Here is a 25,411-nt window from a genome sequence, read left to right as displayed (position 1 = left end):
GGAATATCGTCCCGCTGCGAAGGAACCGTCGGTGGCCAAGCCCAATACAATTCTTATCCGCCTCGTCAGCACTGCTGACACCGGGTATTTTTACGTTACCAAGAAGAATCCTCGGACCCAGACCGAGAAATTGGAATTGCGGAAGTACGACCCCCGCGCCCGCAAGCACGTGCTTTTCAAGGAAGCCCGGATCAAATAGCCACGATCGTCCATGCACCGGACCGCGACAAGGCCGCCAACGGGCGGCCTTTTGATTCACTGACGATGCGGGGCCTGGACGGAAACTACGCCAAGTAGCGTCGGACGGTGTCGATAAACGCATTAACGGTGATTGGCTTGGCAAGGTAGGCCTCGCAGCCGCCGGCCCTTATGCGCTCCTCGTCGCCCTTCATCGCGAAGGCCGTCACCGCCACCACCGGTATATCGCGCAAGCGCTCGTCCTCTTTCAATCGCCGCGCGACTTCGAGGCCGGAAACCTCGGGCAGCTGGATGTCCATGATGATGAGGTCCGGCAGATGGGCGTGCGCCTGACGCAGTGCGTCCTCACCCTCGCGCGATTGCAAGGTGGCATAGCCATGGACCTCGAGAAGATCATTGAAGAGCTTCATATTCAGCTCATTGTCCTCGACAATGAGCACGGTCTTGCCAGGCCGCGCCCGATCTCGGGTTAGATCCGAATCGAGATCGGGGTCGCTAGAGTTCGTGTCGGAATTCTGCAAAACTGTCATATCCTGTGTGCTCCGCAGACCGCGCCCAGCGTGCTAGGACCCTTTTTCAATCCTTACGCATCTACGGTAAAGAAATTGTTAGCGGAGTGATACCGCTTTCCGGCGCCCCCAGGGACTTATCATGCGAATCGGCCTCGATCTTGGTGGAACAAAAATCGAAGGAATCGCACTGGACCGCGGTGGCAACCAATGTGCGCGACACCGCATTCCGGCGCCGCGTGGCGACTATGAGGCGACAATTGCGGCGATAATAGGCCTTGTGGCGACCCTTGAGGCACAGACCGGAGCAGACTCGGTTGCTGTCGGCATTGGCATTCCGGGGGCCCTATCGCCGTCCACCGGTCTGATCAAAAACGCCAATTCGACATGGTTGATAGGATCTCGTCTCGATCAGGATCTTGCCACAGTGCTCCGTCGGCCGGTTCGCATCACCAATGATGCCAATTGCTTCGCCTTGTCGGAGGCCGTTGACGGCGCCGCTGCCGGCGCTGAAGTGTGTTTTGGGGTCATTTTGGGGACCGGTGTCGGCGCCGGCGTGGTCATTGGCGGCAAGGCCCTGGTCGGGCGCAATGCCATCGCCGGCGAATGGGGCCATAACCCTCTGCCTTGGGCGCTCGACGATGAGCGTCCCGGACGGCCATGCTATTGCGGCGAGACTGGATGCATCGAAACATTCTTGTCGGGCCCGGGCCTGGCGGCCGATCATGTCGCGGCGGGCGGCTCTTCGGCTGCCCCCGAAGCGATCGCCGAGCGGGCCCGGCAGGGAGATCCCAGTTGCGCCGCCACCCTCGCCCGTTACGAAGACCGGCTCGCGCGTGCGCTGGCGAGCGTCATCAACGTCCTCGACCCGGATGTCGTCGTCCTCGGCGGCGGCCTATCGAAAATTGAACGTCTTTACCGATCGGTGCCACGCCTGTGGGGTCGGCACGTCTTCTCCGACGATGTAGCGACCGAACTCCGACCGCCCCATCACGGCGACGCCGGCGGCGTTCGAGGCGCGGCATGGCTGTGGTCGGCGGAGGAAGTCGACCGGTGACGCCCACGATATGCAGGGAATGTTGCCGGGAGGTCGCGGCCGATGCCATCGATCGGCGCTGCCCGCATTGCGGATCGCCCCGATTGGTCGAGCACCCTGAATTGGATCGCCTCAGCCTCGCTCACATCGATTGCGACGCCTTCTATGCGCATGTCGAAAAACGCGACGACCCCTCTCTCGCCGACCGTCCCGTCATCGTCGGCGGACGACATCGCGGGGTTGTCACCGCCTGTTGCTACGTTGCCCGGCTCTATGGCGTCCGATCGGCCATGCCTATGTTCAAGGCGATCAAGGCGTGTCCCGAGGCCGTCGTGATCAAGCCGGACATGGCAAAGTACCAGAGAGTAGGCCGAATCATTCGCGATATGATGCGCAGTGTCACGCCGCTCGTCGAGCCGCTGTCGATCGACGAGGCATTTCTCGACCTAACCGGTACCGAGCGCCTTCATCGTTCGCCACCGGCTCTGACGCTCGCCCGGCTGGCAAAGAAAGTTGAACAGGAAGTCGGTATCACCGTCTCGATCGGCCTCAGCTACAACAAGTTTCTCGCCAAGATTGCCTCGGACCTCGACAAGCCTCGCGGTTTCGCGGTCATCGGCACCGCCGAGGCGGTCGATTTCCTGCACGACAAGCCTGTGTCCATGATCTGGGGCGTGGGGAAGTCCCTGCATGCGAAATTGAAATGCGACGGGTTGGCCCATATCGGACAATTGCGCGCCCTTGCACAGGACGACCTCGTGGCCCGCTACGGGGCAATCGGCAAGCGCCTTCATTCGTTCGCCCATGGTCGCGATCATCGCCGGGTCAATCCGGACAGCCCCACCAAGACCATCTCCGCCGAGACCACATTCAATGCCGATATCGCCGACAATGAGGAACTGAGACGAATTCTCTGGCGACTCAGCGAGAAGGTCTCCCGGCGTCTCAAGACCGCGGAACTGAGCGCCGGGAGCGTCACCTTGAAACTCAAGACCCAGGATTTTCGGATCCGCACAAGATCGCGCCGATTGCCTAACCCCACCGAGGTCGCCGAGCTCTTGTTCCGGACCGCAGCGCCACTCTTGGACGGGGAATGCGATGGGACGTTTTTCCGCCTGATCGGCATCGGCGCCCATGACCTTCGCAGCGACAAGAGCGTGCCGACGACACAAGCCGATCTGCTGCCTCAGGACGACGACCAGCACCTGCGCCGAGTTGAGGAAGTCATCGACGATGTCCGCGACCGCCTGGGGCTCGACGTCATCGGCAAAGGAAGAGGCCTAAAACCGCCGGCCAAGCAAAAGAAGGCGGCGGCCCGGGCGAACAAGGCCAAGCCAATCAAACACCCTTAGTTGCGGATACCGGCCAGTTGCATGGAACGCGGATGTGGGTCGGCGTCGTGCAATTTCGCGACCTGGGATTCGGATAGGCAGCCGTCTCCGTTGGTCGCGGCTGGACCGCATGGCGAAATCTTCCAACTCTCGGACAGGCCGGCGATCCGGAGATTCGCCTTGGCCACGGGCAATTGCGTTTCCGCGTAGGGCCCGGCTACTAATCGATAAAATATCCGTCCATCGACCATGGATTCGACCATCGTCAGGTCCGCCCCGTCAAACCGAGAAACCGCCGCCCGTGCGTTGGCTTGACTGCCGAAACTTCCGACCACCAGATAGGAGCCGCCGGTTTCCGCGAGCGACTGTGACGGCTCGACATAAGCCACCGATTCCGCGGCGAGGCGCCAATCTCGCGGGGCCACTCGCGGCGTGACCTTCGGTGCCGTCGGGACGGCGGCGATCAGGCCTGGCTGCGATTCGGCGGGCTGTCGAAGGGTTCGCGCGGGCACCGAGGAGGCCCGGTCCTGTGTGCCGGTTACGCTATCGATCACGGCCGCCGTCGTTATTGGAGAGGCCGGTCCATGGCCGTAGGAATCCGGTCCCGCGGTATTGGCGCTTGCCGCCGTCGCAACCGCCACCTGACCGGCTGGAACGGTTTGTGCGACTAGAATTTTGTCCGGGCCCGGCGTCGATCGCACGACCGCAGGCTCCGCTCCGCTGCCATATCCGGCGGCGCCAATCGCATTTCCGCTGCGCGCACTCGCCAGCTGGATATTGGCCATCAGAGGACGAGAGTCTTCGGACCGGGCGGGATTGGCGGTCCCCGGGATCGGTGTCAGTGCGGCGACCTTTGTGGCCTCGGCCGTTTCATAGGATTCCTGCATTCCCAGGGATCCGGCAAATTTCAAGTTGTCGACAAAAACGACCTGTGCCGGCTCTCGGCGCGGTTGCGGCTGCGGCTCGGCAGCGGGGATATATGCCGCCGGCGCGATCGTCGTCGTTTGGACCTCGATCATTTGTTGGTACTGCAGTTCCAAAGCCTGGGCGAACTGAATTCTTTCGGCGACGGCTGCCAGCTTCTCTTCATGCTCGCGCCGTTCCGAAAGGTCGCCGATCTCTTCCGGGCCTACATAGCTTCCAGGCGACGAATGCTGTTCGGTCATGAACTCGCCGCTGCTGTCATCGCCGACGTCGACGAAGGCGAGGTCCGCCCCCGACGCCCATTCGCGCGCGTCATGGTCGAGCCCATCATCATAGTCGAGGTTGGGCTCGCGGATTGTGCCCCACGGCCGGGGCGGCCCCTCATGGCGTCGACCGTCGGCGAGATAGATGGTGTCGTCGTCGGGGTCGATGCCGCGATCACGGCAAAACCATTCGCCGTCGAAGAAACGTAGCAATCCACAATCCATGTTCACGGCTTGGGACAGCATGTGATCATTGACGCTCTTGCCACTGGCGCCTGCACTAAGGCCATCGGCGACATAGCTAGCGGCGGAGATTCCAAGCGGAACGCCGCAACCTGCGAGCATCACGGGAACGGTCAATACTGCAAATAGGCGCAAGGGACGCCCCCTTTCGTCGTCCCCTTTCATCACCTGACCCGGCGTGATTGTGTAACATTCCTTTAGGAAATGCAAGCAACTTATTGATTCATCATATTTTTTCATTAGGAAAATTCTACTTATCTCAGGGCAATGAGAAAATCCCACTGGGCATCGGCGCAGTCCGTCCTCAAGGGTGAGGGCGGCGCCAAAAAAGTGTCGATCATTTGAATGAAAGTTTCGTAAAGGGTCCGGCGCGGGTTTCGCGTCCGGACGGCGCTATCAAACCTGAAATCCGGCCGCGGTCAGCTCTCGGATGGCGGTTTCTTTTCCGGCGGCGAATGGAGCCGAATGTGCAGCTCCCGCAACCGCTCCGGCGGAACCGGCGCCGGCGCCTGCATCATGAGGTCCTGGGCCTGCTGATTCATCGGAAACGCGATAATCTCGCGAATATTGGGCTCGTCTGCCAGCAGCATCACCATCCGATCAATTCCCGGCGCCGAGCCGCCGTGGGGTGGTGCGCCGAACTTCAATGCATTGAGCAGGCCGCCGAATCGGGATTCGACATCGTCGGCTCCATAGCCGGCGATCTCGAAGGCCTTGTACATCACCTCGGGCAAATGATTGCGGATCGCGCCGCTGGACAATTCCACGCCATTGCACACGATGTCGTACTGAAACGCTTTGATGGTCAGCGGATCTTGCGTCTCAAGCGCGGCGAGGCCGCCTTGGGGCATAGAAAACGGGTTGTGGCTGAATTCGATGCGGCCGGTGTCTTCGTTGAGCTCGTACATCGGGTAATCGACAATCCAGCAAAACTTGAAGATGTCGCTTTCCATGAGCTCGAGGGCGGTCCCGATTCGCGTCCGCACGACGCCGGCAAAACGTCCCGCCTGGGCAGGCATGTCGCAGACGAAGAACAACGCGTCCCCAGGTCCCATGCCCGCCGTCGCGGCGAGCGCACGCTGTGCGTCCTCGGCAATGAACTTGGCGATCGGTCCCTTGCCGCCGTCGGTATCGAAAACGACATAGCCCAATCCAGGTGCGCCTTGCTCCCGTGCCCAATCGTTCAGCTTATCGAAAAAACTGCGTGGCCGAGATGCGGCTCCAGGCCCCGGTATGGCGCGCACGATGCCGCCTTTGGCGATCACGCCCTTGAACGCCTTGAACTCGACATCGTCGCGGTTGAAGATGTCGGTTACATCGACGATCTCGATCGGATTACGGAGATCGGGTTTGTCGGTGCCGTATTTTACCATCGCCTCGGCGAAAGGGATGCGCGGAAACGGCGGCGTAGTGACCTCACGCTGGTCGGCGAATTCCTCGAACACCCCCGATAAGACCGGCTCGATAGCGGCAAATACGTCCTCCTGAGTGACGAACGACATCTCGAAATCGAGTTGATAGAATTCACCCGGCGAGCGGTCGGCGCGGGCGTCCTCATCCCGGAAACATGGCGCGATCTGGAAATACCGGTCGAACCCGGCCACCATAAGCAATTGTTTGAATTGTTGTGGCGCCTGCGGCAACGCATAGAATTCACCTGGATGGAGGCGAGACGGAACGAGATAGTCGCGCGCGCCTTCCGGCGAACTGGAAGTCAGGATCGGGGTCTGGAATTCAACGAATCCGGCATCGATCATCCGCTGCCGCACGCTCGAAATAATCTGGCTGCGCAGCAGTACGTTGCGGTGCACTTTTTCGCGCCGTAGATCGAGGAAGCGATAGCGCAGCCGGATTTCCTCGCCATAGTCGGTATCGCTGTTGACCTGCAACGGCAACGGATCGGCGGCCGACTGCACGTCGAACGTCGTAATTGGCACCTCGACATGCCCGGTCGGCAGATTTGGATTGACCGTGTCCTCGGTGCGCAGCACGACCGTGCCGGTTACGGTGACGACGCTTTCCAGACGGACCGCCTCCGCCTGGCTAAAAATCGGGCTCGAAACATCGATCACACACTGGGTCAAACCAAAATGATCGCGCAGATCAAGAAACAGCAGGTTGCCGTGATCGCGCTTGCGGTGAATCCATCCGGACAGGCGCACTTCCTGTCCCGCGTGTTCTTCTCGCAGCGCCCCACAATTATGGGTCCGGTAGGGATGCATCTTTGGTCGGTCTCGTGGAGAAATTGGGGCTTCCGTATGGCGCGCCAGAACGCATAGAACGCCCTCCCGAGTCAAGCGACGATCCGGCGCGCGGCGTCACGATCGGAGCGCTGTCTCCCTTCCATGGCGACGGAAATCCGTGTACATCCCACGGCGATGACGCTGATCACCGAAAGCAAGCAACTGAACGCGTTCTGCAAACGTCTGTCGTCGGCGCCATTCATCACCGTCGACACGGAGTTCATGCGCGATCGGACCTATTGGCCGAAATTGTGCGTTCTTCAGCTTGCCGCACCGGGCAAAGACAATGCGGCCGCGATCGACACGATAAGCGAGCGGCTGGACCTGACCCCCGTGTTTGAGCTGTTCGAAGATCAGGACATCGTCAAGGTGTTCCACGCGGCGCGGCAAGACATCGAGATTTTCTATAACCTGCGCAAGATTATTCCGCGCCCGCTTTTCGACACCCAAGTTGCTGCAATGGTGTGCGGGTTCGGCGAATCGGTGGGCTACGAAACATTGGTAACCAGACTGTCCGGCGGCGCGATCGATAAGACCTCCCGCTTCACGGACTGGGCATTACGGCCATTGTCCCGGCGCCAGATCGAGTATGCGATCGCCGATGTGACCCATCTGCGCACGATCTACGCTAAGCTGCGCGACCAATTGGAGACCAGTGGCCGGAAGGCGTGGCTCGACGAGGAAATGGGCGTGCTGCTGGACCCCGGGACCTACCGTCTGGAGCCCGCGGACGCGTGGCAGCGCCTGAAGACGCGCACCAACAAGCCTAAATTCCTGGCCGTGCTGCGTGAGATCGCCGCTTGGCGGGAACGCGAGGCGCAAAGCCGCGATGTCCCCCGCAATCGAATTTTGCGCGATGACACAGTCGTCGACATCGCGGCTCATGCGCCGACGAATGCGGAGACTTTGGGCCGAACCCGCGGCCTATCGGCGTCCATCGCCGGCGGGCGCATAGGTCGGGCAATACTCGAGGCGGTGGCCAAAGGGCTGAAGACTCCTCCCGCCGACGCGCCCCGCCTCGCGCCCAAGCCGGACCTACCGAAGACCATTGGACCGACAGTCGATCTGCTTCGTGTTCTGTTGAAGATGAAATGCGCGGAACACGACGTCGCCCAAAAATTGATCGCCAGCACCGCCGACCTCGAAAGGCTTGCCGCCGATGACAATGCAAATGTTCCGGCGCTTCATGGCTGGCGGCGGGAGATATTCGGTGACGACGCATTGGCCGTGAAACACGGCAAGTTGGCTTTGGCGCTCAACGGCAATCGCGTTCGACTGATCCCGACGCGGAGTTGATATTCCGCCTCTGCGCCAACCGGGTTTCAAGCTTCATCTGCTGGCCGAGTGCCTTCAGCCGACGCGCCGCCAAATTTCCCATGAGGCTCGCGATATCGTCATCGTAGCGCAGTGAAAGCCGCGTCTTGGTTATCGCAAGGGCGCTATGGTCGACGACATGGTGGGCGCCGCCCGAGATCGACATGGCCAGCCTCAATGCCAAGCCAAGTCTCTGCACGGCATCAATATCCTTCTCGACCAGAATGGCTTTCGGAATTTCAGGGACGGCACCCCCGACGGGCGCGCCATAGCGATAATGAAGTGCCAACGCCACCATGCAGCGTTCCCTATGGCTGATACCCGGGATCGACAGCTGCAGAGCGCGATGCAGCGCCGAATCGGCGCGCGAATTCGGATGTTCGGACCAAGCCCAATCGGCGAGCAAACACGTCGCATGACGATATCGCGACTGCTCGGGGTCCTCATCTTCGAACAGGGGATGGGTCCAGGCAAATAGCTCGTCACCCAGGATACCAAACCTATTGATCGATCCGGCCAGCGACCGACATGCGGCAATCAGGGGGTCCTGTTGCTGGTGCTCGGTGGAAAGAAGGCCGAACAGGTAGCCCTCGCGAATCCCCGAGGCGCAAAATACCAGCCGCGACGGACCGCCACCGACGAGGATGCGGTTCATTATCAGCGCGGCCCTCGGCAAGGTCGCGAGCCGCGCGGTGCTGATGAAATCGACCCCGCGCAAAGACTTGGCGCCGAGGCCTTGAATGACGCCGGACACGGTCTCGGCTTCCTTTCGCGACATCGTATATTGGTCGACGACCGGCAGCCGGTAGCCGCGCTGAGCCATGTCAAGTCGTGCAAGTGAACGCCAGGCCCCGCCAATGGGATAGAACGTGCGCTTGCGCAATCGCTTGAGCCACGCAACCTTTTCGAGTTCGGCGTCGACCTGTTTTGCCACCTTCCCGGGACTGCGGTTGTCGCTACCCCGCAAACGCAATGTCCCCAAGGGGAGTGTGGTGTTGTTCCTGATTCGGCCCGCCTCGACCTCGACCAGCTCCAGACTGCCGCCGCCGAGGTCACCGACGACTCCGTCAGCCCCCGGCACCGCGGCGGCGACCGATAGACCGACGAGCCGCGCCTCGTCCGCGCCGCTCAGGATCTGGACTCTTGCGCCGAATTGCGTTCGGACCGTAGCGACAAACTCTTCGCCGTCGGTCGCCTCGCGCACGGCCGCGGTCGCGATCAGCTCCAAACGGCTCACCTCCATCGCCGAGGCCAGGGCCACGAATCGCTGAATCGTCGCGAGCGCTTGCTTTGTGCCGGCCCTGTCGAGGCGGCCGGACTTGTCTAGGGACCGTGCCAGCCCGCAAAGGACTTTCTCATTGAAAAGCGAAACCGGCGAGCGCGCGAGAGCATCAAAAACAACCAGACGAACGGAATTCGACCCAATGTCGATAATCCCTATCCTGGCCCTCCCCGAAGGATCGCTGGGTGGCAGCGCCGCGTTTATCAAATGAAATTAGGCCTTCTTCAGGACGAGCTTCGGCACTTTTCGAGCTTTTTTATGCGCGCTTCCGCGTCCGGACAAGCTCGGGTTGGTCATAAAGAAGTGATGGGCGCTGAACGCTTTGCGCCCGGCGCTCACTCGGCGATAGCTACCGTCTGATTCCAGGACCCAGCTCTGTGATTCGTCGTTGAGATTGGCGATCATGATCTGATCGAGGACTTGACGACGGACAGTCTCCGTCTCGAGCGGCACCAGGGTTTCGACGCGCCGGTCGAGATTGCGCGGCATCCAATCCGCCGAAGATATGAAGACCTTCGCGAAATCGGATGGCAGGGCGTGGCCGGCGCCAAAACAGATAATTCTGGAATGCTCGAGAAATCGGCCAACCATGCTCTTGACCCGGATGTTCTCGGACAGTCCTTCGATGCCTGGGCGCAGGCAACAAATGCCGCGGATGACCAAGTCGATTTGAACGCCGGCCTGGGACGCGCGATAGAGCGCTTCGATGATATCCGGGTCGACCAGAGAATTCAGCTTTGCCCAAATCTGGGCCGGCCTGCCGCTCGTGGCATGGGCGATTTCGGTGTTGATCAGCTCGACGAGGCGCTCGCGCAGATTGATCGGTGCCGCGGCGATCTTGTCGAGCCGCTCGGGCCTGACGTAGCTGCTGATAAAATTGAACATTCGCGCGGCATCGAGACACAGCGCGGGCTCACAGGAGAAGAACGACAGATCCGTATAAATACGCGCCGTGATCGGATGGTAGTTGCCGGTTCCGTAGTGGACATAACTGCGCAGTGTGCCGCCTTCGCGACGAACGACCAGAGATATCTTGGCGTGTGTCTTGAGTTCGACGAATCCATAGATGACGTGAACGCCGGCTCGTTCGAGGTCGCGCGCCCAGCGGATATTCGCCGCCTCGTCGAAACGGGCCTTCAATTCGACGACGGCGGTAACCGACTTTCCACCTTCCGCGGCCTCGATCAATGCCTTGACGATGGGTGAATCCTCGTTGGTCCGATAGAGCGTTTGCTTGATCGCGATGACCGACGGGTCGCGCGCCGCCTGAAGCAGGAATTGGACAACGACGTCGAAACTCTCATAGGGATGGTGAACGACGATGTCTTTGGCTCGAATCGCGGCCAGGCAATCGCCGCCGAAATCGCGAATACGCTCCGGAAACCGGGCGTTATAAGGCTCGAACAACAAATCCGGATGTTCGTCCGTAATCAGCTGATTGGTTTCGGCGAGGCCGAGAAGCCCCTCCATTTCGAAGACATCCGAATCACGCGCGCCGATTTCGTCGATAACGAATTCCCGCAGCGTCGGCGGCATGTCCTTGTCAACCGTCAGCCGGATAACCTGTCCGCGACGGCGACGCTGCAAAGCCGATTCGAAGTGCCGAACCAGATCTTCCGCCTCTTCGTCGATTTCCACCTCACTGTCACGAATGACCCGGAAGACACCCTTGCCGTGGAGTTCGAACCCCGGGAACAGACTCTCGATGAACAGGGCGAGGGTGTGCTCGAGTGGAATCCATCGCGCCGCCGCGCCGGGCACCTTGAGAAACCGCGGGACAAGTTGGGGCACCGGAATGAGCGCCCGCATCGCCTGCCCGTCCAACCGATCCTGAAGCTCGAAAACCACCGCAAATCCCAGATTTGGAATGAACGGGAACGGGTGAGCGGGATCGACCGCGATCGGTGTTAGCACCGGGAATATCGATTCTCTGAACGTCTCCGCGAGCGCGGCACGTTCGTCGGCGGTTATGTTTTCGGCGGCGACAACCTCGATGCCGTGGGCGCGCAGTTCAGTGCGCAGCGTCCGCCACTGATTGACCTGAGCCGCGATGAGGTGTTCCGCGCGCTCGCGAATCGCCGCCAATTGCTGCCGTGGCGTCAACCCGTCATCGCTTGGCGTCTCTACCCCGACATCGACCTGGCTACGAAGGCCGGCCACCCGGACCATATAGAATTCATCCAAATTGCTGGCCGAAATAGAGAGAAAGCGCAGGCGCTCCAACAGTGGATGGGAGCGATTTGCCGCTTCGTCGAGAACGCGCTCATTGAAAGCCAGCCAGGAGATTTCACGGTTGATTAACCGGATCGACGCTGTCGGCGTACCACGAGCGTCAGCGGCCCGCGCTTTCATGGATTCCGCGGTAACACCTTCACGTTCTTTTCTTTTTGCGGCCAGGTCGCTCACGTACGCATCCTTCGAATGTAGGCCGGTCGAACCGCCACATTATGACTCACTTGCCCGGCTGCCGTCGAGCGGGCCGATACATCGGAAAGTCCGGCCACGACCCGTCTTATCCTGCTGCATCGATTGAGGAGACAATCTATTCTCCTACCTATGTTCAAACTCTCTTTATTTCGGCACGCCAAGTCGAGCTGGAAGGATAGCGCGCTCGCGGATTTTGACCGCCCTCTCAACGGACGGGGCATTCGGGCCGCAAAGGCAATGGGCGATCTGCTCAATCGTGAACACATGCTGCCCGAATTCGTGCTGTGCTCATCCGCGGCGCGGGCGAAGGAAACGTATCAGTGCTTGTCTCTGGTTTGGCCGCCGGAAATTCGGGTCAAGTACGAACGATCGCTTTATCTCGCATCGCCGGACGGCATTTTGCGCTATGTCGCAAGGATTCCGGAAAACTTCACCCACGCAATGGTGATCGGACATAATCCCGGATTACATCGGCTGGCCACGAAATTGACGTTCGGAGGCGACGCCCAGGCAATCGAGAATCTTCAGGCGAAGTTCCCAACCGCGGCCCTCGCTATGATCGAACTTCAAGGCGAAAGTTGGCGGTCGATCGAACCGACAACTGGACGACTGCGGCGATTTCTGCTACCGCGCGAGTTGAGATAGAATGTCGGCACTTTGGGCCTGGACCCGACGCACCGGGGAATTGGCCGCCTCAGGAGACGATGATGGTTGACGTGGAAACGGTTGCGTTCACGCAAATGAAGGACGGCACCTTCGAGGATTACCAGCTCCTTCAGAAGTACGAGCCCCAACGGACAGGGGGCGCGGCCAAAAATCTTCTCGACATGCTCGAAAAAATGAAAGGCCCGATGCTCGGCTACAAAATCGACCGTTATGAACATTCGCTGCAAACGGCAACCCGCGCGCATCGCGATGGAGCCGATGAGGAAATGGTGGTGGCCGCCCTGCTCCATGACATCGGCGATATCATGGCGCCGGAAAATCACAGCCAAGCCGCGGCTGCAATTCTGCGGCCCTATGTCAGCGAGCGCACCCATTGGGTCGTTGGCCATCACGGAATTTTCCAGGGCTATTACTTTTGGCACCATTTGGGCCAGGACCGGAACGCGCGGGAACAGTTCCGCGGTCACCCGCACTACGAAGCTTGTATCGATTTTTGCGAGCGCTGGGACCAGAATTCATTCGACCCCGAGTACGACACGATGCCGTTGGCGGCGTTCACGCCAATGGTGGAACGGCTGTTCTCTAGCCCGAAGAACAGCTTCGGTTAGGCGCCGACGTCTACAACGTCGTGCGGATTTCGCCCCCGTCCAATATCAGGTTCTGGCCGACAAGGTAGCCGGACTGCGCTGCGCAAAGAAAGGCGCAGGCGTCGCCGAACTCGGCCGGGTCGCCGAAGCGTCCCGCCGGGTTGCCATCTCTGCGGCGCTCCAGTTCTTGCTCGAATGGCCGACCCGCCTGCTTCGCGGCGAATCGAATGTTGTCCAAAAGCCGATCGGTCTCGAATGGGCCCGGCAATAGGTTGTTGATCGTCACATTGTTGGCTGCGACCTGACGCGCAAGACCGGCGACAAACCCGGTCAGCCCCGCCCGCGCGCCATTTGAAAGGCCGAGGGTGGGGATCGGCTGTTTCACGGCATAGGAGGTGATGTTTACGATACGGCCGAAACGGCGCTCGATCATGCCGTCGATAACGGATTTGATGAGCAGTATTGGCGTCAGCATGTTGTTGTTGACCGCGCTCATCCAATTCTCCGAGTCCCAATCCCGGAAATCCCCGGCCGGCGGCCCGGCAGCATTGTTGACCAGAATATCCGGGGCGGCACGGGCCGCCAGCACCGCCTGTCGCCCTTCCTCGGTGGTAATATCGCAAGCGACCGCAGTCACCGGGTTCCCGGTTTCGGTTTCGATGTCGGCGGCCGCCTGGGCAAGCGTCTCGGGCGTCCGGGCGCATATTGTTACGGACGCGCCCTCCCGCGCCAACGACAACGCACAGGCCCGGCCGAGCCCTTTGCTCGCCGCACAGACAAGTGCAGTCCGTCCCGAGATACCCAAGTCCATTAGTCCGCCTCCTTTGTATGTTCGATATCGGTGAGCACTTCCCGCGCCAGCGGAATTGTGATCTTCCGTTTTTCGGCCAATGCACGCGTATCGATACCGGTGACGAATCGATGCACGGCTACAAATGACCTTTCAATCCGTGCGATAACGAAACGGACGACCTCGTGGTTCACGACGAGCTGACGGTCACCCATGGTTTTGATAAGCACCGCGCCAAGAAGGACATCGTCCGGGGCGGCGAGGTTGACCACCGGCACCGATGCCAACCGGGAACGCAGATCCGGGAGCGCAATGGTCCAGCGTGCCGGCGCTTGACGTCCGGTCAACAACAAGTGGCCACCGGTCTCCAGCACCCAGTTGTAAAGATGTAGCATCGCCTCCTCGTTGATGCCGCGATCGGCATCCTCGACGACCAGATCGGACACTCCCTCCAACAGGCGCGGCGGATCGAGGTCGCCGATTGCGCTGGCGTTCACGATACGCCCGCGACACTGGCCGGCAAATACGTGCGCGAGATGGCTTTTACCGCTTCCTGGAGGCCCAACGATCGCCAACGCCGGCGCCGCCCAATTCGGCCATCGGTCCAGCCATTCGACGGCCTCGCGATTGCTTGGCGAGACCAGAAAATCATGCAGATCGAAGGCCGGTCGATAGCCAAGATCGAAAACAAATTGGCGCCTGTCTGCCGCCTCGCGGTCGCCCGGTATCCGCGGCTCACTCACCCGGCGTCCTCCAGATCCGGCGCCCGGCGTCCAAGTTGCAGGACATAGGCCGCGCCGGACAAGAGGGTCGTCACCGCAACCGTATAGACCAGCACCAATTGTACCGTGCCCAAGGATAATCCAAAGGCAATATCACCCAGAACGAGGCCGGCGAGGACGATCTGCAGCGTCGTATTGATCTTGCTGATCATGATCGGCTGCATTTCGACCTTGCCGGTGAGGATGACCATAAGGATCACGCCGCCGATGATCATGACGTCTCGAAATACAACCAGAATGACCAACCAATCCGGCAAATAACCGGTATACCCCAGGGCAACGTAGACGCTGACGAGAAGTGCTTTATCGGCCAGAGGATCCATGAATGCTCCGAGCGTCGTGCGAGCGTTCATTTGGCGGGCGAGAAACCCGTCCACGGCGTCCGAGATGCCGGCGCCGATAAAAACCCAAAAAGCGGCCAAGAAACGGTCTTCGATGACCAGCCATACGGTGACCGGAACGACAAACAACCGTGCCAGTGTAATAAGGTTGGGAAGATTCACTGCTGTTGGCCGATCGGTGAAACTGACCCGGGAGCGTTCAACGGCTCTGCCTCAGGCGCCGCCGGCTGCGTCGGCAATGCGATGCTGCCCCGCAATGAAAGCACCCACGCAGCCAAACCCTGGCGCAGGTCGAGATCGTGCTGGGCAAGGGTGCGCTGCAGTTGGTCGATGGTACCAACAAAATCGAGGCTGATTTGGGCTTGGCCGCGTTGAAGATGCGATAATCTCGCGTTTCGTATCGTTCCGATCGCGTCGAGCCTTCGGCGCAGGAGGGTCCAATCCGACAGCGTTTGCACCGGCACGATGACGTCGATTCGCCCGCGAAGGTCGGTGCGGACCATATTCTGCCGCTTCCAATTTTCTTCCAACTCCCGAGTAATGGCCGCCGCCGCAACCGCAAGCGACTCCACGCCGCCGTCGTCCACCGACGTGCGCGCGACCGGCACCATACCCCCCAACCCGTAGCGCGAGGCCGACACATCCAATCGCGCCGTCGGGTCGCTCTGCGACGCGCTCACCACCAGCACGTCGGTCGTCTGATAGCGCTCGGCCAGAGCATTCAGCGCCGTCGGGTCTCCGCCCTCCGCCTGTTCGGCCGTGATTTTGGAAATATCGACCAGATCGCCGATCGGAATGACCAGCGGAACCAATCCACTGACGCGTGCCTGATCGACCCATGCCTCGCGCCACGGATTCGTTTCATCCCACAGCGTGACGCTTCCCCCCTGGTGCAGAATCGGTAGGACCACCATCGGGCGTCCGCGACCTTCCGCAAAAGGAATGCCGTAGTTTTGCAGCAGGTCACGGACCGAATCGGGGTCGAACCGGTAGGTCAACCTGGCGATGTACCGGACGCTGGAGGTCTTTTCCTCCTCGATCTCGAAACCGACCAGCATATTCGCCACCGTCGCCGGATCGGCCGGCGGCAGCCGGCCGTGATCGCCGCCGGCGGTCAGGTTGCGGAGCATGGAATTGAATGCCAGGAGCTGACCCTCGGCGAGGGCCCGATCCCGCGCCTCCGAGGCGCTCGCGGCGGTGACATCGACCATGACTCCGCGTGCCATAAATGGCGTCCAGCCCTGCGCCTGGACGGTCAAAGTCAGCAACACGAGGGAAATCAATACCAACGGGCCAGGCGCCCAATCACGAATGAACCGGCGGCAGCGGTAGGGCATTGCAAAGCCTTTGCGATCAAGTATTTTCGGCTGAGTCTCTCAACGCCCTTATAGCCAAGACAAGCGAGGAAGTCATCAGCGGCCGATCCTACAAACAGGCGGGTGTCGATATCGACGCCGGCAACCGTCTGATCGACAAGATCAAACCGATGGCGAGCGCAACCGCGCGGCCCGGCACCGTAGCCGAGATCGGCGGATTTGGTGGCCTCTTCGACCTTGCGGCCGCCGGATATGCGGACCCGATCCTGGTTGCCGCGACCGATGGCGTCGGAACCAAGCTCAAGATCGCCATCGCTGCCGGACAGCATCGGACGGTGGGAATCGATCTGGTTGCCATGTGCGTCAACGATCTGGTGGTCCAGGCCGCCGAACCTCTTCTGTTCCTGGATTATTTCGCCACTGCCCGCCTCGATATCGAGGTCGCCGAAGCGGTGGTGGCCGGCATCGCCGAAGGCTGCCGCCTCGCGGGGTGCGCCCTACTTGGCGGCGAAACCGCCGAAATGCCGGGCATGTACCGGGACGGAGACTATGATATCGCCGGCTTTGCCGTCGGCGCCGTAGAGCGCGATGGCTTGTTGACGGGAGCCACCGTATCGGGGGGCGATACCGTGCTTGGCCTCGCTTCCAACGGCTTGCATTCGAACGGATTTTCGCTGGTCAGAAGGGTCGTCGAAACCGCCGGCCTTGACTACGCGGCGCCGGCCCCGTTCGCCGCCGAGCGCACGCTCGCCGACGCCCTGCTCTCGCCCACGCGGATCTACGTCCGCGGCTGCCTCGACGCCGTCGCGACCGGCGGCGTCAAGGCTCTCGCCCACATCACCGGGGGTGGCCTGGTCGAGAATCTGCCTCGCATCCTACCGGATACGGCGGCGGTGCGGCTTTTCGCGCAATCCTGGAGCGTACAGCCGGTATTCCGTTGGCTGGCCGCGACCGGCAATATCGCGAGCGACGAGATGATGCGGACGTTCAATTGCGGAATCGGCATGGTCGCGATCGTCGGTCCCGCGCACTTGGATACGGCAAGGGCGGCGTTTGAAGCCGCCGGCGAGGCAACCACCATTATCGGCACGGTGGAGCCGCGCGCGGCGGGCGCCGCACCGGTGATGATCGACGATATGGAGCACCTATGGCGCGACTGAAAGTCGCCGTGATGATTTCGGGCCGAGGCTCCAATTTGCAGGCCCTGATCGACGCGGCGGCGGAGCCCTCTTTTCCAGCCGAAATCGCGCTCGTCATATCCAATGTCCCGGGTGCGAAAGGACTGGAGCGCGCCACCCGGAGCGGCATCGACGCTCAAGTCGTCGATCACCGCGATTTCGCGACCCGAGAGGATTTCGAACACCAACTGGACCGCGCCCTAAGCGGTCATCACGTAGAATTGGTCTGTCTGGCTGGATTCATGCGGATTCTGACGCCCAGCTTCGTCGGTCGCTGGCACGATCGATTGGTCAACATCCACCCCTCGCTGCTGCCCAAGCATAAGGGCTTGGACACCCATGCCCGCGCCCTCGAGGCCGGCGATGTCGTCAGCGGCTGCACGATTTATTTCGTGCGTCCGGACATGGATGCCGGACCGATCATCGTGCAGACCGAGGTCGAAATCCGCCCCGGAGACACGGAGGAACAGCTTGCCGCCCGGGTCCTCGAGGCCGAACACCGGAGCTATCCCCGCGCCGTCAAGGCGATCGCCGAAGGCAGGGTTCGCGTGGTCGGAGATAGGGTCGAGATTGAGGGTGGCCTATGATCTGGGACTTTACCGCGGGCGGGCCTTTGCGTTATAGCACCAGGGCACGCCCTTACCGTTGGGGAGATTGGGACGATGGCCGATAGTTTCGACTTGAAATCGCATGAACAGACTTGGCACGGCTTCTGCAAACTGATGAAGTATTCTCTCGGTGCCATAGTCATCGTGCTAATTTTTTTGGCGCTGATCACGCTCTAGATAGATAATTGACGCGAACGGACCAGCGCCCGGCGCCGATTGGACTTGGTGCTCGACGGCTGCACGCCCGTAACGTCAACCGACAATATCGACCGTACTGAAGAAGTAGGCGATTTCGATCGCGGCATTTTCCGGTGAATCGGAACCGTGCACGGAATTGGCCTCGAGCGATTCGGCAAAATCCTTTCGGATGGTTCCGGCGGCCGCGTCTTCGGGGTTGGTCGCCCCCATGACCTCACGGTTGCGGGCAACGGCGTTTTCCCCCTCAAGTACCTGAACGACCACCGGTCCCGAGGTCATAAAACTGCAGAGGCTGTCGAAAAATGGGCGCTCGCGGTGGACGGCATAGAATCCTTCCGCCTGCTCTCGCGTCAGGCGGACACGACGCTGCGCCACGACTCGCAGGCCCGAGGATTCGAGACGGGCGTTGACCTGTCCGGTCAAATCACGACGGGTGGCGTCGGGTTTGATAATCGAAAGCGTTCGCTCGATGGCCATGGTGGCGGCAACCTCATGAATTGAAGGGGTCGGGGGACGTGAAAATCGCGGCGGTTATAGCCGCCGCCAGGGAGCAAGACAAGCAAGTCCGCGCCGGCTATGCCTTTTCTTCCCAGCCCCCCCGCTCGTTCTGCTGAAAATAGCTCACTTGGTGCCCGGCATCGCGATATTCCGCCCATCGCCGCCGCGCCGCAGCAACCGCATCATCGTCTCGACCGTCGAACATTTCCAAACAACGGTCGTACTCGGCCAACCGTTGCGATCGAGAACCGTCGACCATCACCAGAACCGATGCCGCATTCGGATTTTCGTCCTGATTTGTCAGCCATATCGGTTGCTCCGCCGCATGGCCGTCCTTGGCGCTGCCGTGAGGCAGGAAGCCACGGTCGTCGTAGGTCCAGAGATGGGCGTTCAACGCTTCGACCCGCTCATCGGAACCGACCATGACAACCGCACGCGCGCCGCTTTTGAGAACCTTTTCCAACAGCCGCGGCAGCGCAGACTCCAAGCTCGAGCGGGTCAGGTGATAGAAATCGACCCGTGACACCCCGGCTCCCCAGATCTATCTGACCTCATAACTTTCGGCGACGAATCTGTCCAACAACCGCACCCCGAAACCGGTTCCCCCCTTGGGCACCGTCGGAGAATCCTTCTTCGACCAGGTGACGCCGGCAATATCGAGATGCGCCCACGGCAGATCATTGACGAATCGCTGTAGGAATTGTGCCGCGGTTATGCTCCCCGCCTCGCGGTTGCCAATATTCTTGACGTCCGCGGCGTCCGTGTTGATCAGTTTGTCGTAATTGTTGTGGAGCGGGAGACGCCATACTTTCTCTCCCGTCTTGCTGCCGGCATTGCTTAGCCGCTCGGCAATCTCGTCGTTGTTCGACATCAGACCTGCGTGTTCGCTGCCAAGGGAAATGATGATGGCACCGGTCAAAGTCGCGAGATCGATCATGAGTCGGGGGTGAAAACGGTCCTGCGTGTACCATAGCGCATCGGCCAGAACGAGCCTGCCCTCGGCATCGGTGTTCAGAACTTCGATCGTCTGACCCGACATCGAGGCGACGATATCGCCCGGCCGCTGCGCCGACCCGGATGGCATGTTCTCGACCAAGCCGACGACCCCGATCGCGTTTACTTTAGCCTTCCTGCCGGCCAGCGCCTTCATCAAACCTATCACCACGCCGGCGCCGCCCATGTCCCATTTCATCTCCTCCATTCCGGCCGGCGGCTTCAACGATATGCCGCCAGTATCGAAGGTCACGCCTTTGCCGACGAACGCAATCGGCTTGCTTTTCTTAGATTTTGCAACGCCCTGCCACTGCATGACCACGAGCCGTGGCGGTCGCGCGCTGCCTTGGGCAACGCCAAGGAGCGCGTTCATGCCGAGCCGCCCCATTTGCTTTTCGTCGAGGACTTCTACCTTGACGCCGAGACCGGTCAATGTGCGGGCGGCCTTGGCCAAGGTTTCCGGATATATGACATTGGCGGGCTCCGAAACGAGGTCACGGGTCATGAAGACGCCGTCGGCGACCCTGTCCAGCGCGCCAAACGAGCGGCGAGCCTTTGACGCATTGCCGCAACCAATCGAAAGCGACTTCAGCGTCGGCTTGTTCTTCGGTTTTTCTTGGGTCCGATATTTATCGAACCGATAGGTGCGCAGGCGGGCGCCATAGGCGAATTGATCGGCCGCCACGAAATCATCAAGGAGTACCGTCGCCGTCGCCTCCCCCACACGATTGAGGAAGGTCACGACGGTTCCGCCGAGATCCTGTGCGGCTAGATCGTCAAGGGCCTTTTCCTCGCCGAGGCCGAGCAGCACGATGCGGCCGAGTTCGATGCCGCTTGGTGCCGCGAGTTCAAGTGTCTGACACTTTTTGCCCTCGAACCTGCTTGCCTTCATTGCCCGCGTCACCATGCCGGACACCTGTTTATCCAAACGCGCGGCGCTCGGCGCGAGCTTCCTTTTATCGAAAACACCGATTACGACCGCACCACGGGTCGGTAAATTCGGCTTCACAAAGCTTAATTTCATCCACGCCTCCCATTTGGCGGCGCCGTTGTCGGAGCGCCACGCCGCCAAGACTTATGACAGCCAGACCAAGCTTTCAAGCGACACGCCATGAAGATAACCTCGGCGACAAGTCTGATTTGACTTCAAGCCGCGCTACGTCTTGAATTCGGATCACGGCCGGTCGCACGCGAGGAGACAAATTGCGGATGGCAGATACAAGCGCCACGTATCGGAGCAGCCGCACTTTGCAGCGCTATATCTTCCGACAGGTTCTGGTCACATTCCTGATCGTCCAGGGGGCTATTATCGGCATGTCCTGGATTATCGGCTCGATGAACCACCTGCGTTGGGTCATCAATAACGGCATGCCATTTGCCGACTACATGTACTTCAACTTTCTTCTCATCCCCATCAACTTCAAGGGTTTGGTGACGCCGTCCGCGGTCATCGCGGTGATTTTCGTGTACAACCGCCTCAATTCGGAACGCGAGGCGGTTGCGATGAGTGCGGCCGGTCTGAGCCACCTTCGCCTAGCCATGCCGGGGCTGGTATTCGCGATGTTGTTGGCCGCCTTTATGGCGGTGCACCTCGCCTACATTTCGCCAATGAGTTACCGCGAGTTTCGCGCTATCAGCCACAAACTGGATAACGCCGGACTCGTCCTCAACCTCAAGGAAAAGGAATTTACCTCTGTCGCCCCCGATCTGGCGATCTACGTCGGAACCCGGCACAGCAACTCCGAATTCGAACGTGTCCTTGTATGGGAGACCAAGGACGCGGATGAGCCGTTGGCGGTCACCGCCGAGCAAGCCAAGCTAATATTCGATCACGAGAAGCCATTCTTCGCCATGTTCAACGGCACGCAGCAGGTTTACGATCGAGAGTCGCGGTCCATTTCCTTCACCGATTTCGAGCAATACACGCTGAACCTGGAGCAATACATTCAGGAATCGTGGGATCCCGCGGCCGAGTTGCGGGAGCTCTACCTGCCCCAATTATGGGCCCTGGCCCATGCCGATCCGCCGCGTCCCAAGTTTCGTAAATACGCATTTAGCCGCGTGGCCGCTGCGATCAAATTGATCGCCATCGTTGCTGCGGTTTTGGCGATCCTGCTGTCCGGCCCCTTCAATCGGCGCGGCCAAGCCTGGCGCATCGTCATCGCCGTTGCGACATTGTTCGCCGTCGAAGGGGTGGTCGCCGTTCTCGTTAACGCGACACTCGCCAGTTCGGTCGCCGGATTCGGAATGCTCGCCTTGTGTGCCGCGCTTATCGCCGGCGGGATTTGGTTCCTTTCGCGGCGCAGCCTTGGCCTCAACCTACCCTTCCGCCGTCGGCCGCCGCGCCGAGCGCCGGCATAGCACGGCCGATCCGATGCGCCTCTCGATCAGGCTTTCAACCTACGTGGCACGAAATTTTTTGATTTCATACTGCGGCGTGATAGCCGTCCTCACGGTTTTGAATTTTCTGAAATATCTAATCGACTATGGCCGCAAATCGACCGGCCGGGAGGATTTGACATTCGACATCGTCCTCGAGATGTCGGCGCTTCGAATCCCCCAGACCGTCGAGCTCATGACACCGATCGCCTTGCTGGCCGCCGGTATGATTGCGATGTGGCGACTCAGCCGGAACAATGAACTGGTCGCCATCCGGGCGGCCGGAATCTCGGTCTGGCAATTCCTCACTCCCGCATTGCTCGTCGCGATCGCGATTAGCGCTGTCGTCCTCGGCATCATCAATCCGTTGGGCGCGGACAGCTTGGCCCGACACAATGCGCTCTACACGAAGTACATCGATGCCAAGGATCGAGTGTTCAAGGTCTCGTCCGTCGGCCTCTGGTTTCGTGAAGTCGATTCGGCGGGCATCACCGTCATCCATGCCGATAGATTGGACAGTGGTGGCGACAGCGTCGCGATTGAAGCGGTTTCGGTCCTGTTGTTCGATTTCAATGATCGGCTTCGCCTGCGGATCGACGCCGATCGCGGCGAGCTTCACGATGGATATTGGCGACTGATCAATACCGTGTCCAAGGAGCCGGGAATTGGGCCCCAGTCGCATGAATTCATCGACCTCAAGACACGGCAGACGGTGACCCAAATCCAGGAAGGCATTACAGAGCCCGATTCCGTTCCATTCTGGAAACTGCCAGAGGTCATAGCTTTGACAGAAGCGGCCGGCTTCACAGCCGTTCGCTATCGTATACACTGGAATACGCTGCTGGCGTCGCCGGTCCTGTTTTGCGCGATGATGTTGATCGCGGCGACTTTTACATTGAGGATGCCGAGGCGCGGCGGCACGATGAAATTGATAATCGCCGGAATTATGGCGGGGTTTATCGTTGAACTTTTGAAGTACGTGATGGTAACGCTCGGTAACTTTGGCCAGGTTCCAGTTGTACTGGCGGCATGGACGCCCGCCGTCGCCGCGCTCATGTTCGGCGTAGCGGCATTGTTCCATGTTGAAGACGGTTGATGGTTCGGCGCGCTCTATTGTCCGCGTGCCTTGCCGCCCTGGTCTTGCTGGCCATATCGGCAGCGTCCTTTGCCGCCGGCAAGGATGAAGCCCTCATCAGCGCCGATTCGCTCACTTACGACGAATCACTCCAACTGGTCATTGCGCGCGGCAACGTCGAGATCGTTCGCGAAAACCGCATGCTGCTGGCCGACACGCTGACCTACAACGAGCGCGATGACATCGTAACCGCGTCCGGCAACGTTATGTTGATCGAGCCCGGCGGCAACGTTTATTTCGCCGATTTCATGAAGCTCGAGGACGGTATGAAAAAGGGCTTCATCGATGACCTAAGTGTGTTGTGGACGGACAACACGCGGATCGCGACGGAGCACGCGACATTCGTCGACGAAACCGAGAAGCGTTACACGCGGGTCATCATGTCGCCCTGCGATTTGTGCAAGGAGGATCCTACGCGCCCGCCGCTGTGGCAGTTAAAGGCCGACGAGGTGGTGCATGATGAAATCGCGCACGACGTCGTCTACCATGACGTAACCCTCGAAATGTGGGGCGTGCCGGTATTCTATACGCCCTATCTTTCGCAGGCGGATCAGACCGTCGACAAGCGGTCGGGCATACTTTTCCCGAGCTATGGCTACGATACCGAGCTCGGCTACACATTCCAGGTACCCTATTTCTGGAATGTGGCGCCCGATCTGGATTTTACTTTCTCCCCCATTATCACGACCAAAGAGCGGGTCAATCTGGTCACCGAATACCGCCAACGATTTACCGATGGCCTGATCGAGATTCTCGGCAGCGGCACCTATGTCGAACAGACCGACGACGACAACAACCCCGGCGATGGAAACGAACTCCGCGGCCACATCGAAGGTCACGGGCAGTTCGACATCAACAACACCTGGCGCTGGGGATTCGACCTCCACCGTTCGACCGACAAGACCTATCTGCGCCGCTACGGCTTCGATTCCCCGACCACGTTGGTCAGCGACGCCTATATCGAGGGCTTCAATCAACGCAGCTACGCGTCGGGCGAGACCTTCTTTTTCCAGGGCCAGAGGGACGAAGACGAGCCTGGCGATACGCCAATTGTCGTGCCCTTCATCCAGTTCAACCATGTCAGCCAACCGACCGACTACGGGGCGCGATGGGGAATCGACGCCAGTTTGCTCAATATCATTCGGACGGAAAGCGTCAATACGTTCCGCTTGGCGCTGGACGGGGAATGGGTGTTGCCGCATACCTTCGAGGACGGGCAGATTGTTACGGTCACCGCTTCGGTTTTGGGCGAGTACTACTTTGGCCAGGTCCTCGACGATGTGACGATGCCTTTCGGGCCGACAACGGACGTCAACAAAGGGCGGATCTATCCGCAGCTCATCGTCGACTGGCGTTATCCGTTCGGGCGCCGCTCGGGCACAACACAACAATTGATCGAACCGATCGTCGCCATTGTGGTCGCGCCACCGGATCCGAATTCGTCCGACCTCCCGAATGAGGACAGCCAAGATTTGAACTTCAGTGATGCGAATCTTTTCGAAGGCAACCGGTTCCCCGGAATCGACTTGCTCGATGGCGGCCAAAGGATCGTTTACGGATTGAAGGCTGGCGTCTATGGCGATAACGGCGGCTTCTCGTCCGTGTTTTTCGGGCAGAGTTATCGATTTTACGGCGATACGGTCTATCCGACGAATTCGGGACTCGACAGCGCGTTGTCCGACTTTGTCGGCCGGGTCCAAATTCAGCCGACCGACTGGGCCAATTTCGTCGCCCGGTTCCGCCTCGACAGCGGTGATTTCGCGGCCCGCGTTATCGAAATCGACTCCAGCTTCTACTTCGATCCGTTCGAGTTCGATATCGATTATACGTTCGTCGATGGCGTAACCAGTCCGACGCTGTCCTTCGATACTCGCGAAGATCTCAATTTCAGAACACGCGTACAGATTGACGAGAATTGGCGCGCATCCGCCTCCCACCGCCACGACCTGGCCAATGGCGAGCCGTTGAGTTCCCGCGTAGGTGCATTTTATTCGGATGAATGTTTCGACTTTGGTGCGGAATATGAACGCCGTTTCTTCGACGATTCCGCGTTTTCCGGCGACAATCGGTTCTTTTTCTCGCTGATTTACAAGCATTTGGGCGAAGTGAGAACGAGTATCTGACTTGATAACAACAATTGCGACGCCGCCCTGCCGATTGCTATATCTAC

At 60.0% G+C, this 25,411-nt stretch carries 24 protein-coding genes; 12 read left to right on the top strand and 12 right to left on the bottom strand.

Annotated features, from left to right (window positions below; all coding sequences use genetic code 11):
- The first annotated feature begins 31 nt into the window (after positions 1-31).
- A complete protein-coding gene (gene rpmG / locus GY791_16800; GenBank protein MCP4330087.1) occupies positions 32-199 on the top strand; it encodes a 50S ribosomal protein L33 in 168 nt (55 codons plus the stop codon).
- Positions 200-284: 85 nt separating this feature from the next.
- On the opposite strand, the gene GY791_16795 is transcribed toward rpmG, so the two are convergent.
- A complete protein-coding gene (locus GY791_16795) occupies positions 285-728 on the bottom strand; it encodes a response regulator (protein ID MCP4330086.1) in 444 nt (147 codons plus the stop codon).
- Positions 729-849: 121 nt separating this feature from the next.
- Between GY791_16795 and GY791_16790 the strand changes: the two genes are divergently transcribed.
- Positions 850-1,764 carry an ROK family protein gene (locus GY791_16790; GenBank protein ID MCP4330085.1) on the top strand — a complete coding sequence of 305 codons (915 nt, stop codon included), beginning with the start codon at positions 850-852 and terminating at the stop codon, positions 1,762-1,764.
- Positions 1,731-3,095, top strand: coding sequence for a DNA polymerase IV (locus GY791_16785; GenBank protein ID MCP4330084.1), 1,365 nt, complete (start codon positions 1,731-1,733; stop codon positions 3,093-3,095). Before GY791_16790 ends, GY791_16785 begins: the two co-directional genes overlap by 34 nt.
- Here GY791_16785 and GY791_16780 read toward each other — a convergent pair.
- Positions 3,092-4,639 (bottom strand): hypothetical protein, encoded by a 1,548-nt coding sequence (locus tag GY791_16780; protein MCP4330083.1) that lies wholly within the window; start codon positions 4,637-4,639, stop codon positions 3,092-3,094. The genes GY791_16785 and GY791_16780 overlap by 4 nt on opposite strands.
- Positions 4,640-4,923: 284 nt before the next feature.
- The gene (gene aspS / locus GY791_16775; GenBank protein ID MCP4330082.1) at positions 4,924-6,726 is read right to left on the bottom strand and encodes an aspartate--tRNA ligase; all 1,803 of its coding nucleotides are present in this window, start codon (positions 6,724-6,726) and stop codon (positions 4,924-4,926) included.
- 156 nt (positions 6,727-6,882) lie between these two features.
- Here aspS and rnd point away from each other — a divergent pair, with 156 nt between their 5' ends.
- Positions 6,883-8,043, top strand: a complete 1,161-nt coding sequence (gene rnd, locus GY791_16770; protein ID MCP4330081.1) for a ribonuclease D — start codon at positions 6,883-6,885, stop codon at positions 8,041-8,043.
- Here the strand turns inward: rnd and GY791_16765 are convergent.
- Together GY791_16765 and GY791_16760 are read right to left on the bottom strand one after the other, a co-directional pair.
- Positions 8,003-9,550: a Ppx/GppA family phosphatase gene (locus GY791_16765; protein MCP4330080.1), complete on the bottom strand. Its 1,548-nt coding sequence runs from the start codon at positions 9,548-9,550 to the stop codon at positions 8,003-8,005. The two genes, rnd and GY791_16765, sit on opposite strands and share 41 nt — an antisense overlap.
- A gap of 6 nt (positions 9,551-9,556) precedes the next feature.
- Positions 9,557-11,695 carry an RNA degradosome polyphosphate kinase gene (locus GY791_16760; GenBank protein ID MCP4330079.1) on the bottom strand — a complete coding sequence of 713 codons (2,139 nt, stop codon included), beginning with the start codon at positions 11,693-11,695 and terminating at the stop codon, positions 9,557-9,559.
- A gap of 204 nt (positions 11,696-11,899) precedes the next feature.
- Here GY791_16760 and GY791_16755 point away from each other — a divergent pair, with 204 nt between their 5' ends.
- On the top strand, positions 11,900-12,415 hold the full coding sequence (locus tag GY791_16755; protein MCP4330078.1) for a histidine phosphatase family protein: 516 nt from the start codon (positions 11,900-11,902) through the stop codon (positions 12,413-12,415).
- Between the two features lie 71 nt (positions 12,416-12,486).
- Complete coding sequence (locus GY791_16750) at positions 12,487-13,044, top strand: HD domain-containing protein (protein MCP4330077.1); 558 nt, start codon at positions 12,487-12,489, stop codon at positions 13,042-13,044.
- A gap of 10 nt (positions 13,045-13,054) precedes the next feature.
- Here GY791_16750 and GY791_16745 read toward each other — a convergent pair whose 3' ends face one another.
- From GY791_16745 to GY791_16730, 4 genes are read right to left on the bottom strand one after another with little or no spacing between them, the layout of a single operon-like run.
- Positions 13,055-13,834, bottom strand: a complete 780-nt coding sequence (locus GY791_16745; protein MCP4330076.1) for an SDR family oxidoreductase — start codon at positions 13,832-13,834, stop codon at positions 13,055-13,057.
- On the bottom strand, positions 13,834-14,541 hold the full coding sequence (locus GY791_16740; protein ID MCP4330075.1) for a DNA replication protein: 708 nt from the start codon (positions 14,539-14,541) through the stop codon (positions 13,834-13,836). The genes GY791_16745 and GY791_16740 overlap by 1 nt, the downstream gene beginning before the upstream one ends.
- 11 nt (positions 14,542-14,552) lie before the next feature.
- The gene (locus tag GY791_16735) at positions 14,553-15,098 is read right to left on the bottom strand and encodes a CDP-alcohol phosphatidyltransferase family protein (protein ID MCP4330074.1); all 546 of its coding nucleotides are present in this window, start codon (positions 15,096-15,098) and stop codon (positions 14,553-14,555) included.
- Complete coding sequence (locus GY791_16730) at positions 15,095-16,162, bottom strand: DUF2066 domain-containing protein (GenBank protein MCP4330073.1); 1,068 nt, start codon at positions 16,160-16,162, stop codon at positions 15,095-15,097. Before GY791_16730 ends, GY791_16735 begins: the two co-directional genes overlap by 4 nt.
- A gap of 161 nt (positions 16,163-16,323) precedes the next feature.
- On the opposite strand from GY791_16730, the gene GY791_16725 reads away from it, so the two are divergent.
- The 3 genes from GY791_16725 (at position 16,324) to GY791_16715 (ending at position 18,215) form a co-directional block, all read left to right on the top strand.
- Positions 16,324-17,412 carry a phosphoribosylformylglycinamidine cyclo-ligase gene (locus GY791_16725; protein ID MCP4330072.1) on the top strand — a complete coding sequence of 363 codons (1,089 nt, stop codon included), beginning with the start codon at positions 16,324-16,326 and terminating at the stop codon, positions 17,410-17,412.
- The gene (locus tag GY791_16720; protein ID MCP4330071.1) at positions 17,400-18,017 is read left to right on the top strand and encodes a phosphoribosylglycinamide formyltransferase; all 618 of its coding nucleotides are present in this window, start codon (positions 17,400-17,402) and stop codon (positions 18,015-18,017) included. Before GY791_16725 ends, GY791_16720 begins: the two co-directional genes overlap by 13 nt.
- 75 nt (positions 18,018-18,092) lie before the next feature.
- Positions 18,093-18,215, top strand: coding sequence for an aa3-type cytochrome c oxidase subunit IV (locus GY791_16715; GenBank protein MCP4330070.1), 123 nt, complete (start codon positions 18,093-18,095; stop codon positions 18,213-18,215).
- A gap of 75 nt (positions 18,216-18,290) precedes the next feature.
- Here the strand turns inward: GY791_16715 and ndk are convergent, their stop codons facing one another.
- From ndk to GY791_16700, 3 genes are all read right to left on the bottom strand, one after another.
- A complete protein-coding gene (ndk, locus tag GY791_16710; protein MCP4330069.1) occupies positions 18,291-18,713 on the bottom strand; it encodes a nucleoside-diphosphate kinase in 423 nt (140 codons plus the stop codon).
- 97 nt (positions 18,714-18,810) lie between these two features.
- Positions 18,811-19,260: a DNA polymerase III subunit chi gene (locus GY791_16705; protein ID MCP4330068.1), complete on the bottom strand. Its 450-nt coding sequence runs from the start codon at positions 19,258-19,260 to the stop codon at positions 18,811-18,813.
- Between the two features lie 15 nt (positions 19,261-19,275).
- Positions 19,276-20,751, bottom strand: a complete 1,476-nt coding sequence (locus GY791_16700) for a leucyl aminopeptidase (protein MCP4330067.1) — start codon at positions 20,749-20,751, stop codon at positions 19,276-19,278.
- 185 nt (positions 20,752-20,936) lie between these two features.
- On the opposite strand from GY791_16700, the gene GY791_16695 reads away from it, so the two are divergent.
- Genes GY791_16695 through GY791_16685 form a run of 3 tightly spaced genes read left to right on the top strand, consistent with a single transcriptional unit; the run spans position 20,937 to position 25,364 of the window.
- Entirely contained in the window at positions 20,937-22,088 is a 1,152-nt protein-coding gene (locus GY791_16695) for a YjgP/YjgQ family permease (protein MCP4330066.1), read from the top strand.
- Positions 22,089-22,131: 43 nt separating this feature from the next.
- On the top strand, positions 22,132-23,202 hold the full coding sequence (locus GY791_16690) for an LptF/LptG family permease (GenBank protein MCP4330065.1): 1,071 nt from the start codon (positions 22,132-22,134) through the stop codon (positions 23,200-23,202).
- Entirely contained in the window at positions 23,202-25,364 is a 2,163-nt protein-coding gene (locus tag GY791_16685; protein ID MCP4330064.1) for an LPS-assembly protein LptD, read from the top strand. Before GY791_16690 ends, GY791_16685 begins: the two co-directional genes overlap by 1 nt.
- The last annotated feature ends 47 nt before the right edge of the window (positions 25,365-25,411 follow it).

It is taken from the genome of Alphaproteobacteria bacterium (assembly GCA_024244705.1).
In the GTDB taxonomy this organism is placed as follows: Bacteria; Pseudomonadota; Alphaproteobacteria; order JAAEOK01; family JAAEOK01; genus JAAEOK01.
Note: the sequence above shows the minus strand (reverse complement) of the source record. Positions and strands in the feature narration are given on the sequence as shown.